The 12,055-nt window shown below is 72.9% G+C and carries 10 protein-coding genes; 2 read left to right on the forward strand and 8 right to left on the reverse strand.

Annotated elements, in window-relative coordinates; translation table 11 throughout:
• Positions 1-16: 16 nt before the first annotated feature.
• Entirely contained in the window at positions 17-2,038 is a 2,022-nt protein-coding gene (locus tag DMA15_RS37900; RefSeq protein WP_125511140.1) for an NADPH-dependent 2,4-dienoyl-CoA reductase, read from the reverse strand.
• A 208-nt stretch (positions 2,039-2,246) separates the two neighbouring features.
• Here DMA15_RS37900 and DMA15_RS03265 point away from each other — a divergent pair, with 208 nt between their 5' ends.
• Positions 2,247-2,741 carry a methylated-DNA--[protein]-cysteine S-methyltransferase gene (locus DMA15_RS03265; RefSeq protein WP_125511141.1) on the forward strand — a complete coding sequence of 165 codons (495 nt, stop codon included), beginning with the start codon at positions 2,247-2,249 and terminating at the stop codon, positions 2,739-2,741.
• Positions 2,742-2,753: 12 nt separating this feature from the next.
• On the opposite strand, the gene DMA15_RS03270 is transcribed toward DMA15_RS03265, so the two are convergent.
• The 7 genes from DMA15_RS03270 to DMA15_RS03300 all read right to left on the reverse strand — a co-directional run bounded on the left by DMA15_RS03270 (position 2,754) and on the right by DMA15_RS03300 (position 10,808).
• Complete coding sequence (locus DMA15_RS03270; protein WP_125511142.1) at positions 2,754-3,410, reverse strand: alpha-ketoglutarate-dependent dioxygenase AlkB; 657 nt, start codon at positions 3,408-3,410, stop codon at positions 2,754-2,756.
• Positions 3,400-5,763, reverse strand: coding sequence for a phosphoketolase family protein (locus DMA15_RS03275; protein WP_206302912.1), 2,364 nt, complete (start codon positions 5,761-5,763; stop codon positions 3,400-3,402). Before DMA15_RS03275 ends, DMA15_RS03270 begins: the two co-directional genes overlap by 11 nt.
• Positions 5,764-5,958: 195 nt before the next feature.
• Positions 5,959-7,149: a methyltransferase gene (locus DMA15_RS03280; RefSeq protein ID WP_164551677.1), complete on the reverse strand. Its 1,191-nt coding sequence runs from the start codon at positions 7,147-7,149 to the stop codon at positions 5,959-5,961.
• A gap of 79 nt (positions 7,150-7,228) precedes the next feature.
• Complete coding sequence (locus DMA15_RS03285; protein ID WP_125511145.1) at positions 7,229-7,723, reverse strand: NUDIX domain-containing protein; 495 nt, start codon at positions 7,721-7,723, stop codon at positions 7,229-7,231.
• 9 nt (positions 7,724-7,732) lie between these two features.
• Positions 7,733-9,322 carry an apolipoprotein N-acyltransferase gene (lnt, locus tag DMA15_RS03290; RefSeq protein ID WP_125511146.1) on the reverse strand — a complete coding sequence of 530 codons (1,590 nt, stop codon included), beginning with the start codon at positions 9,320-9,322 and terminating at the stop codon, positions 7,733-7,735.
• Between the two features lie 73 nt (positions 9,323-9,395).
• Positions 9,396-9,953: a hypothetical protein gene (locus DMA15_RS03295; protein ID WP_125511147.1), complete on the reverse strand. Its 558-nt coding sequence runs from the start codon at positions 9,951-9,953 to the stop codon at positions 9,396-9,398.
• Positions 9,954-10,019: 66 nt separating this feature from the next.
• Complete coding sequence (locus tag DMA15_RS03300) at positions 10,020-10,808, reverse strand: aspartate/glutamate racemase family protein (RefSeq protein WP_125511148.1); 789 nt, start codon at positions 10,806-10,808, stop codon at positions 10,020-10,022.
• Between the two features lie 58 nt (positions 10,809-10,866).
• Here DMA15_RS03300 and DMA15_RS03305 point away from each other — a divergent pair, with 58 nt between their 5' ends.
• Positions 10,867-12,054, forward strand: coding sequence for a glycosyltransferase (locus DMA15_RS03305; RefSeq protein WP_125511149.1), 1,188 nt, complete (start codon positions 10,867-10,869; stop codon positions 12,052-12,054).
• The last annotated feature ends 1 nt before the right edge of the window (position 12,055 follow it).

The raw sequence follows: 12,055 nt of genomic DNA on the forward strand, positions 1-12,055 counted from the left end.
CATCCTAGGGACGGGCTCACAGGGAAGCGGCCAGCTCCGTGCCCTGCTTGATGGCGCGCTTGGCGTCCAGCTCGGCGGCCACGTCCGCGCCGCCGATGAGGTGCGCGCTGCGCCCGGCGGCGAGCAGCTCCTCGTACAGGCCGCGGCGCGGTTCCTGGCCGGTGCACAGGACGATGGTGTCGACGGGCAGGACGGAGGAGACGCCGTCGACGGTGATGTGCAGGCCCGCGTCGTCGATGAGGTCGTAGCTCACGCCCGCCACCATAGCGACGCCGCGGTGGCGCAGCTCGGTGCGGTGGATCCAGCCCGTGGTCTTGCCGAGGCCCTTGCCGACCTTGGACGACTTGCGCTGGAGCAGGTGGACCGTGCGCGGCGGGGTGGGCCGCTCCGGCTCGGTGAGGCCGCCGCGCTCGCGGTACTCCATGTCGACGCCCCACTGGCGGAAGTACGTCGCCGGGTCGAGGCTCGCCTTCTCGCCGCCGTCGGTGAGGTACTCGGCGACGTCGAAGCCGATGCCGCCCGCGCCGAGGATCGCGACCCGCTCCCCCACGGGCGCGTCGCCGCGCAGCACGTCGAGGTAGCCGACGACGCTGGGGTGGTCGATGCCGGGGATGTCGGGGGTGCGGGGGGTGACGCCGGTGGCGACGACCACTTCGTCGTACGCGGCGTCGGCAAGCTCCTCGGCGGTGACGACGGTGTTCAACTCGACGCGTACGCCCCGCAGTCGGAGCTGGGTGCGGAAGTAGCGCAGGGTCTCGTCGAACTCCTCCTTGCCGGGGACCTTGCGGGCGACGTTGAGCTGCCCGCCGATCTCCGGGGCGGCGTCGAAGAGCGTCACGTCGTGGCCGCGCTCGGCCGCCGAGACGGCGAAGGCGAGTCCGGCGGGGCCCGCGCCGACGACGGCGACGCTCTTCTTGGTGCGGGTCGGCGAGAGCACCAGCTCGGTCTCGTGGCAGGCGCGCGGGTTGACCAGGCAGGAGGTGATCTGGAGGTTGAACGTGTGGTCCAGGCAGGCCTGGTTGCAGCCGATGCAGGTGTTGATCGCGTCGGACTGCTCGGCCTTCGCCTTGGCGACGAAGTCGGGGTCGGCGAGGAGCGGGCGGGCCAGGGAGACCATGTCGGCGGCGCCTTCGGCGAGCAACTGCTCGGCGATCTCGGGGGTGTTGATGCGGTTGGTGGTGACGAGCGGCACGGAGACCTCGCCCATCACCTTCTTCGTGACGAAGGTGTACGCGCCGCGCGGCACCGAGGTCGCGATGGTGGGGATGCGGGCCTCGTGCCAGCCGATGCCGGTGTTGATGATCGTGGCGCCCGCGGCCTCGATCTCCTTGGCGAGGTGGATGACCTCGTCGAGGGTGGAGCCGCCGGGGACCAGGTCGAGCATGGAGAGGCGGTAGATGAGGATGAAGTCCGGGCCGACGCGCTCGCGGGTGCGGCGGACGATCTCGACGGGGAAGCGGATGCGGTTCTCGTAGGCGCCGCCCCAGCGGTCGGCGCGCCGGTTGGTGGGGGCCGCGATGAACTCGTTGATCAGATAGCCCTCGGAGCCCATGATCTCGACGCCGTCGTACCCGGCGGACTTGGCGAGTCCGGCGGCGCGGACGAAGTCCTCGATGGTCTGCTCGACCTCGTCGTCTGTGAGTTCGCGGGGCACGAAGGGGCTGATGGGCGCCTGGAGGGCGCTCGGCGCGACCAGCTTGTCGTGGTAGGCGTACCGCCCGAAGTGCAGGATCTGCATCGCGATCCGGCCGCCCTCGGCGTGCACGGCGGCGGTGATCCCCGCGTGCTGCTCCGCCTCGGCCTCGGTGGTCATCTTGGCGCCGCCCTCGTAGGGGCGCCCCGCGTCGTTCGGGGCGATGCCGCCGGTGACGATGAGGCCGACGCCGCCGCGCGCGCGGGTCGCGTAGAACTCCGCCATGCGCGCGAACCCGTTCGGCGCCTCTTCCAGGCCCACGTGCATGGAGCCCATCAGGACCCGGTTGGGCAGGGTGGTGAAGCCCAGGTCGAGCGGGTTCAGCAGGTTCGGGTAACGGCTCATGCGGGCCCTCCGTACGCGGTGTCTACAGGACAGTTGTAGACGACGCCCGAAGTGTTGTGCAACTAGTTGCATAAAGCGTGAGCGGCGTCTCACGGCCCCCGCGGGCCACCGGGGCGCCAGATGAGCGCCATGTCCGAATCCCGCCAGCCGCCGCCCCGCGCGGGACGCAGACTGGATGCCAGTCACAGAAACACCCGAGGAGAGTCCGATGACCGTCTACACGACGATCGACAGCCCGCTGGGCGAGCTGCTGCTGGTGGGCGAGGCATCGCCCACCGCCAAGGGCGGCACCGCGCTCGCCTCACTGTCCATGCCGGGCCAGAAGGGCGCGGCCGTCGTCCTGGACGGCTGGGTCCGCGACGAGCAGGCGTTCGAGGCCATCGCCGCACAGCTGCGTGCGTACTTCGCGGGGAGCCTGACCCACTTCGACATCGAGTACGCCGCCGGGGCGGGCACCGCCTTCCAGCGCAGGGTCTGGGACGCCCTGGAAACCGTCCCCTACGGCACCACGACCACCTATGGACGCCTCGCCGAGCAGCTGGGCCTCTCCCGCGCCGCCGTCCGGGCGCTCGGCACGGCCATCGGCCGCAACCCCCTGCTCGTCGTGCGCCCCTGCCACCGGGTGATCGGCGCCGACGGCTCCCTCACCGGGTACGCGGGCGGCCTTGAGCGCAAGCGGCAGCTGCTCGACCTGGAGGCGTAAGAGCCGTCGGGCTCACGACCCCTCCTCCCGCAGCCCGCTCACCCGCAGGGTGATGTTCAACCGACCGGTCAGCCCGAGCGCGGGCGGCGCCGTGCCGGGCAGCACCCGCGGCACCCCGTGGTAGGAGAGGCGGGACGGCCCCCCGAACACCACGAGGTCGCCGCTGCGCAGCTCGATGTCCGTATACGGCTTCGTACGTGTCTTCGGGTTGCCGAAGCGGAAGACGCACGTATCGCCGAGGCTCAGCGACACCACGGGCGCGCCGGACTTCTCGTCGCTGTCGCGGTGCATGCCCATGCGGGCGTCGGCGTCGTAGAAGTTGACCAGCGCGATGTCATACGCCTCCTCGCCGCCGTAACCCGCCGCTTCAGCCGCCGAGCGCCCCAGGTCGGCGAGGAATGGCGGCATCGGTTTCACCGGCGCCCCGTCCCCGTCGACGGCGCTGCGCGCGTACCCGTACGGAAACCAGTGCCAGCCCAGGCCGAACTGCCGCGCCGTCATCGTCCCGCCCCCGGGCGTCCTGACCAGCCGCAGTCCCGCCGGCGGCTTCGCCCACTGCCTGCACGCCTCGACCAGCCGCAGCTGCTCCTCCGGCGCCAGCCAGTCCGGGAGGTGCACGGCCCCCGGGCCGATCTCGGTGCGGGCCCGGGGGAACAGCTCATCCGCCACTGGTCTGCGGCCACGTCCAGTCGGCGACCTCCGGCAGGTCGGTGCCGTGCTCGCGGATCCAGTCGTGGTGGCGGGTGCGGACATCGGCCATCGCCTGCCGTACGTCCGTGGCGCGCTCGGCGAGGCCGGGCACGCGGTCGATGACGTCCATGACGAGGCGGTAGCGGTCGAGGTCGTTGCGGACGACCATGTCGAACGGCGTGGTCGTCGTGCCCGCCTCCTTGTAGCCGCGCACGTGCAGGTTCGCGTGCCCGGTGCGGCGGTAGGCGAGGCGGTGGATCAGCCACGGGTAGCCGTGATAGGCGAAGATCACCGGCCGGTCGCCGGTGAACAGCGCGTCGAACTCGGAGGCGGACATGCCGTGCGGGTGCTCCTCGCGGGGCATCAGCCGGGCGATGTCGACGACGTTGACGACGCGCACGGCGAGGTCGGGCAGCAGCTCCCGCAGCAGGCTCGCCGCGGCAAGCACCTCCTGGGTGGGCACGTCGCCCGCGCACGCGAGGACCACGTCGGGGTCGCGCGTGCCGTCGTCCGTGCCCGCCCACTCCCAGACGCCCGCGCCGCGCGCGCAGTGGGCGCGGGCCTCGTCGAGGGAGAGCCAGTCGAAGCAGGGCTGCTTCCCCGCGACGACCACGTTGACGTAGTCGCGGCTGGCCAGGACGTGCTCGGTCACCGAGAGCAGGGTGTTGGCGTCCGGCGGCAGATAGACGCGTACGACATCGGGGCTCTTGTTGAGCACGTGGTCCACGAAGCCGGGGTCCTGGTGCGAGAAACCGTTGTGGTCCTGGCGCCACACGTGCGAGGTGAGCAGGTAGTTGAGGGACGGCACGGCCGCGCGCCAGGGCAGGGAGCGCGAGGTCTTCAGCCACTTGATGTGCTGGTTGACCATCGAGTCGACGATGTGGACGAACGCCTCGTAGCAGGAGAACAGGCCGTGCCGGCCGGTGAGCGTATAGCCCTCCAGCCAGCCCTGGCACAGGTGCTCGGAGAGGACTTCCATGACGCGGCCGTCGCGGGTCAGGTGCTCGTCGGTGTCGAGGGTCCGCTCCTGCCAGGCCTTGCCGGTGGCGCCGTACAGCGCGCCGAGCCGGTTGGACTCCGTCTCGTCGGGGCCCACCACGCGGAAGTCGCGGCGCCCCGCCGTGTCGGCCATCACCTGGGCGAGCAGCTCTCCGGCGACCCGCGTCGGCTCGTGCAGGGTGGCGCCGGGCTTGTCCACGGTGACGGCGAAGCGCTCCAGCGGCGGCAGGGGCAGCGCACGGCTGAGCAGGCCCCCGTTGGCGTGCGGGGTGGCGCCGAGCCGACGCTCGCCCTCGGGCACCCACGCCAGCACCTCCCCGGTGGGGCCGCCGTCCGCGTCGAAGAGTTCGTCCGGCCGGTACGAGCGCAGCCACTGCTCCAACTGCCGCAGGTGGTCGGGGTTCTCGCGGACTCCGGAGAGCGGCACCTGATGGGCGCGCCAGGTGTTCTCGACCGGCTCCCCGTCGACGAACCGGGGTCCTGTCCAACCCTTGGGGGTACGCAGCACGATCACGGGCCAGCGGTGGCGGCTGTGCGCGCCACCGCCGCGGGCGGCCCGCTGGAGGGCGGCGATCCGGTCCAGTGCCTTGTCCATGGCCTCGGCCATCGTGTGGTGGACCGTGAGCGGGTCGTCGCCCGCGACGTACAGCGGCTCGTGGCCGTACCCCTTGAGCAGCGCGTCCAGTTCGGCGTCGGGGAGCCGGGCGAGCAGCGTCGGGTTGGCGATCTTGTAGCCGTTGAGGTGGAGGATGGGCAGGACCGCGCCGTCGTGCACGGGGTCGAGGAACTTGTTGGAGTGCCAGGATCCGGCGAGCGGCCCGGTCTCCGCCTCGCCGTCACCGATCACGCAGGCCACGACCAGGTCGGGGTTGTCGAAGGCGGCTCCGTAGGCGTGTGCGAGGGAGTAACCCAGCTCACCGCCCTCGTGGATCGAGCCGGGCGTCTCGGGCGCGACGTGGCTCGGCACGCCGCCGGGGAACGAGAACTGCCGGAACAGCTTCCCCATGCCCGCCGCGTCCCGCGTCACGGCCGGATACGTCTGTGTGTAGCTGCCCTCCAGCCATGAGTTGGCGAGCACGGCCGGTCCGCCGTGTCCGGGCCCCCACACGCACAGCGCGTCCAGGTCGCGCTCCTTGATGACGCGGTTGAGATGGGTGTGCACGAGGTTGAGGCCGGGTGAGGTGCCCCAGTGGCCCAGCAGGCGCGGCTTGATGTGCTCGGGCCGCAGGGGCTCGGTCAGCAGCGGGTTGCCCATCAGATAGATCTGGCCGACGGACAGGTAGTTGGCGGCACGCCAGTGTGCGTCGAGTGCCGCCAGGTCCTCCTTCGCCATGGGCGCCATGAGGTCTCCTCGCGAGGGTCGGGTGTGCGGCGGGGTCCGGGGATACGTGACTGGGGCACGGGTTCCACGGGAGCGCCGGATCAGTCGTACGGAACGGGCCGGGCTCGGCACTCCTCCCCCGACGCTGCCACCGCCCCGGCGCCGCCGCGAGCGCTGGACGGCCCCGAGAGGGACCGCCCGGACCCCTTACCGGCTCTTCGTCGCCCGCAGCACGACGAACTTCGGGTCGCTCGCCACGACTTCCGCGTTGCCGAAGAGCTTGCGGAGTTTCACGTGGTAGGCGAGGTGGCGGTTGCCGATGACCCACAGTTCACCGCCGGGCCGCAGCGCGGCGCGCGCACCGCTGAACATGCGCCAGGCGGTGGCGCCGGTGGTGGCCTGGTGGCTGTGGAACGGCGGGTTGTTCAGTACGAGGTCCACGCTCCCCGGCGGTACGGCGGCGAGCGCGTCGCCCGCCACGAAATCGGCGTCGGCGCCCTCGCCGGCGTTGGCCCGGAAGGTGGCCTCGGCGGAGGCGACCGCCTGGAACGACTCGTCGATGAAGGTGACGTCCGCGCCCGGTTCGGCGACGGACACGGCGGTGCCGAGCACGCCGTTGCCGCAGCCCAGGTCGACGACGTGCGCCCCGGCGCGGGCGCGAGGCAGGTGCTTCAGGAAGAAGCGGGTGCCGATGTCGAGCCGGTCGGCGCAGAAGATCCCCGCGTGGTTGACGACGGTCAGACCGGCGCCCGCCCCGGAGTCGGCGGGCAGCACATAGCTGCCGGGCCACGGGCTGGGGCCGGGCGTGCGCGCCGGATCGGGGGCGCTGAAGATGAGCCGCGCCTTCTGCCGGGCGAGCGAGGTCCTCGTCGGCCCGACGAGCCGCTCGAACAGCTCCAGGGTCGAGGTGTGGATCTCGGTGACCATGCCGGTGCCGATGACGACGGTGCCCTCGTGCAGGGCGGGCGCGAGCCGGTGGAGCTGGTCCTCCAGGAGCGCGAGGCTCTTCGGTACGCGGATCAGGAGGACGTCGATCCGGGCGGGCGGAGCCTCCCTGGTCGTCAGGAGCCGCGCCGCGTCCGGTGCGTGGCCCGCCCGCGCCAGGTTGGCCCGGGTGGCCTGCTGGGCGAGGAAGGAGTCGGTGATCTGCACCGGCACGCGCGCGTGGCCCGCGAGGACGGTGGTCAGCGCCCCCCACCGGTCGCCGACGACGGCCACCGTGCCGCTGAGGTCGACGGGCGCGGTGCCGGGGAGGCCGACGGCCGCCGTCTCCTCCTCGCCTGCCAGGTGCCGCAGCAGATAGGCGTCCGCCGCCGACCAGGCGCGCAGCTGGTCGCGGGGATCCTCCGGGAAGCGGGTGAGGTCGTACGCGCCCCATGACGTGCTCAAACGGTTCATCGTGCCCTCAGGCTAACGGAGGGCACGGGGGGCCGACGGAGGGGACCACGGGGTGCCGGGGGCCTCCGGGGCGCGGGGGTCAGCCCGCGGGCCTCACCGCTCCCGCGACCGGCTCGAACCACGTGGGGTCGTCCGCGAGCGCCTGCTTGATGCGGGAGAGCGAGAACTCGTGCAGGTCCGGCAGCGCGTCCACGGAGAACCACGCCACTTCCAGCGACTCGTCGTCGTTGACGCGCGCCTCGCCGCCGACGGCACGGCAGCGCAGGGTGATGTCCATGAACTGGCACGTGTCGCCGTTGGGATAGGTGACAGGTTCGAGTGCCTGTACGAGGACGACGCGTTCGGGTACACAGCGCACCGCGGTCTCCTCGTACACCTCGCGCACCGCGCACTCCGCGGGCTGCTCCCCCGGCTCCGGGATCCCGCCGATCGCCGACCACCTGCCGTTGTCGGAACGCCGTCCGAGCAGCACTCTGCCCTCGTCGTCGAAGACGATGGCGGTGATGCCGGGGAGCCAGAGCAACTGCTGGCCGGCGTCGGCCCGGAGGGCGCGGATGAAGTCAGGGGTAGCCATGGTCCGACCCTAACGGCGCCGGGCCACCGCCCAGCCCAGACCGCCCGCGGCGATCAGCACCAGGACGCCCTCGGGCAGTACGCCGAGCCGGGTGGCCGGGGTCCGCGAGGAGCGCAGCGGCACCTCCTCGACGAGCGAGTCCGCGGTGAACCACTCCGTCTTCGCCTTCACCGTGCCGTCCGGCATGATCACCGCGCTGACGCCGCTGGTCACCGGGACCGCGACGGCCCGGCTGTGCTCGACCGCGCGGACGCGGGACATCGCGAGCTGCTGGTAGGTCATCTCGCTGCGGTCGAAGGTGGCGTTGTTGCTGGGCACCGAGAGGATCTGGGCGCCGTGGGTCACGGTGTCACGCACGGCCCAGTCGAAGGCCGCCTCGTAGCAGGTCGCGATGCCCACCTCGGTGCCCGCCATGGTGAAGACGCCGGGCTCGGAGCCGCGGCTGAAGTCCTGGCGGACCATGTCGACGTCGCTGCTGAAGACGCCGATGAGGCCGCGCAGCGGGATGTACTCGCCGAACGGCTGGATCTGCCGCTTGTCGTAGGTGCTGGTGGGGCCCTTCTCGGGGTCCCACAGGATCTGCTCGTTGTAGAGCTTGCCGTCCTTCCTCTCGACGACACCGCCCACCGAGACGGGCACCCCGATCGCCTTGACGGCGTTCTCGATCTCCCGGCGCGCGTCGGGGTTGGTGAACGGGTCGATGTCGGAGGAGTTCTCCGGCCACAGCACGAGGTCCGGGCGCTTGATCTGGCCGGCCTTCACGCGGGCGGCCAGTCGTTCGGTCTCGCGCACGTGGTGGTCGAGGACGGCGCGGCGCTGGGCGTTGAAGCCGAGTCCCGCGCGCGGGACGTTGCCCTGGATCGCGGCGACGGTCGCGGTGCCGTCCTCGGCCTCGTCACTGACGAGCGGGCGGGCGGCGAAGGCGCCGACGAGCGGGACGAGCACGCTGAGCACGGCCGCGGCGGCCGCCCCCCGGCGCAGGACCCGGCTGGTGCGTACGTCATGGACCTGGCGCACGATCTCGTACAGCCCGAAGCCGCACAGGACCACCGCGAACCCGAGCACGGGGGTGCCGCCGAGCGCGGCGAGCGGCAGGAAGACGCCGTCCGCCTGACCGAAGGCGACCTTCCCCCACGGGAAGCCGCTGAAGGGCACACGCGCGCGTGCCGCCTCCCCCGCGATCCACAGGGCCGCCGCCCAGAGCGGGTACCCGGGCAGCCGGGAGACCGCCGCGAGCCCCGCGCCCACCAGGGCGACGAAGACGGCCTCGATGGCGGCGAGCGCCAGCCACGGGCCGGGGCCGACCTCGACGCCGGTCCACACCAGGAGCGGCATCAGGAAGCCGAGGCCGAAGAGGTAGCCGAGGCCGAGGCCCGCCTTCCAGCCGCGGCCGCGCAGGCACCAGGCGAAGCCGGCGAAGGCGGGGAGCGCGAGCCACCACAGCGTGCGGGGCGGGAAGCTGACGTAGAGGAGTACTCCGGAGAGGGCGGCCGCGGCGGCGGGCCCGAGGCCCCGCAGGACGCGCTCGGCACGAGAGCCCCGCGCGGGCTGCGGATCGAGCTGTTCCGGCTCGTCTACGGGAGTGGTGGTGGCGGTCACTCGGGGAGTGTACGGCGCGTCATCCGGGCGCCGACAGCGTGGTCGCCCGCACGGCAGGCCCCGTCGGCGGCGCTCAGAGCGGCGTGCCCCTGGGCTTCAGGTGGGCCCGGATCGCGCGGACCGCGGACTCGGCGTCGTCCACCGTCACCGTGAACTTGTGGCCGTCGCCGAGCCTGATCACCAGGCCCTCGCCGCGCCGGACCACGACCGCCGTGCCCTTCTCGGGCCGCCAGCGGTAGCCCCAGCCGCCCCACTGCCGGGGCGTGACCGTGGGCGCGAAGTCCGCGCCGACGACGTGGGAGAGGGGGATGTGGCGGCGCGGCAGGCCCAGGTGGCCGCAGCGCACTTCGAGGAAGTCCTTGTCGATCTTCACGGCCACATGGACGAAGGCGAGGGTCCCGAAGAGCATCAGGAGGCCGGCGGCGATGCAGCCCACGACGGACATGAGCAGCGGGGCGATGCCCGAGGACCACATGGAGCCGACCGCCAGGGCGATGCCGAGCGCCAGACAGGCGGCGCCCGCGGAGGCCAGCAGCCACTGGACGCGGTTGGTCGCGCGGCCGGTCCAGACCTCGGGCAGGCCGTCGGCCGTGGCCCCCTCGACGTGTTCCTCGTGGGCTCGGTCCTTCATGCCTCCGAGACTACTCACGTTCCAGTGCGAAGGCACCGCGTCGCGGAGAGTGACCGCCGGGGCGGCTCAGAGGGCGGGGCTGACCGCGGCGAGCATGCGCCCTTCGGCGTACGTGAGCGCCTCGCGCGGCAGCTGCTCCTCGCGGCCGCTGAGCAGCACGGTGAGCCCGGGAGCCGCGGCGTCGGGGGCGGCGCCGGGGCGCTCGCCGGTCCTGCGCAGCGCCTGGGCGGCGACGGCACCGGCCGAGCCGTGGAGCACCAGGGGCGGCAGATGGGGCTGCTGCACGGCGGCGCGGATACGCTCGGCGACCAGCTCGTAATGGGTGCAGCCCAGGACGACGGCCCTTACATCGGGCGGGGTGAGGGCAGCGGCGGCGGCGATCGTCTCGTCGATGGCCTTCTCGTCCGCGTACTGCACGGCGTCGGCGAGGCCGGGGCAGGGCACCTCGGTGACGGCCACCTCGCTCGCGAACTGCTCGATGAGGCCCCGCTGGTAGGGGCTCCCGGTGGTGGCGGGCGTGGCCCAGATGGCCACGGGGCCACCGCCCGCGGCGGCGGGCTTGATGGCCGGCACGGTGCCGATGACGGGGATGCCCGGCTCCAGGCGGGCCCGCAGGGTGGGCAGCGCGTGCACGGAGGCGGTGTTGCAGGCGACGATCAGCGCGTCGGGCCGGTGGGCGGCGGCGGCCTCGGCGACGGCGAGCGCCCGCGCGGTGAGGTCCTCCGTGGTGCGCGGTCCCCACGGCATTCCGTCGGGGTCCGAGGAGAGCACGAGATCGGCGTCGGGCCGCAGGCGCCGCACCGCGGCCGCCGCGGCGAGCAGTCCGATACCGGAGTCCATGAGCGCGATCTTCACCCGGTCACCATAGTCGATGGGCCCCACAGGCCCCGTCCCGTGGGGCAGACTTCGGCGGATGAGCGCCGTTGCGTGGACCGCCGCCGGATCACTCGCCGCGTGGCTGTGGCTGCTGTGGGGGCAGGGCTTCTTCTGGCGTACGGACGTGCGTCTGCCACCGCGTGGGGAGCCCGCTCGGTGGCCGTCGGTCTGTGTCGTCGTACCGGCCAGGGACGAGGCCGACATGCTGCCCATGAGCCTGCCGACGCTGCTCGCGCAGGACTATCCGGGCCGGGCCGAGGTCTTCCTCGTCGACGACGGCAGCTCGGACGGCACGGGCGAGCTGGCCCGCGCGCTGGCCGAGCGGCACGGCGGGCTGCCGCTGTCCGTCGGCTCCCCCGGTGAACCGCCCCAGGGGTGGACGGGCAAGCTCTGGGCGGTGCGCCACGGAATCGGCCTCGCCCGCGCGCGGGAGCCCGAGTATCTGCTCCTGACCGACGCGGACATCGCCCATGCGCCGGACAGTCTGCGGGAGTTGGTGGCCGCCGCGGAGGCGGGCGGTTTCGACCTGGTCTCCCAGATGGCCCGGCTGCGGGTGCGCAGCCCGTGGGAGCGGCTGGTGGTCCCGGCGTTCGTCTACTTCTTCGCGCAGCTCTATCCGTTCCGCCGGATCGGGCGGAAGGGGGCACGGACGACCGCGGCGGCGGGCGGCTGCGTCCTGCTGCGCGCCGACGCCGCCGAGCGGGCGCGGATCCCCGACGCCATCCGGCACGCGGTGATCGACGACGTGGCGCTCGCGCGGGCGGTGCGGCGCTCCGGGGGCCACCTCTGGCTCGGGCTCGCCGAGCGCGTCGACAGCGTCCGCCCCTACCCCCGCCTCGCGGACCTGTGGCGCATGGTCTCGCGGAGCGCGTACGCCCAGCTGCGGCACAACCCCCTGCTGCTCGTCGGCACGGTCGCCGGGCTCGCGGTGGTGTACCTCGCTCCCCCGGTCTGCCTCGTCGCGGGCCTGGTCACCGGCAGCACCCCGGCAGCGGCGGCAGGCGGCCTGGCGTGGCTGGTGATGGCCGGGACGTATCTGCCGATGCTCCGCTACTACGGGCAGCCGCTCTGGCTCGCTCCCCTGCTGCCCGTCACCGCCTTCCTGTACCTCCTGATGACCGTGGACTCGGCGGTGCAGCACTACAGGGGGCGTGGCGCGGCGTGGAAGGGACGTACGTACGCGCGTCCGGACACCGCCGCGGAGGTCGCACCGGAGCGGCCCTGAG

The sequence above is a fragment of the Streptomyces sp. WAC 01529 genome (assembly GCF_003945545.1).
GTDB lineage: Bacteria > Actinomycetota > Actinomycetes > Streptomycetales > Streptomycetaceae > Streptomyces > Streptomyces anatolicus.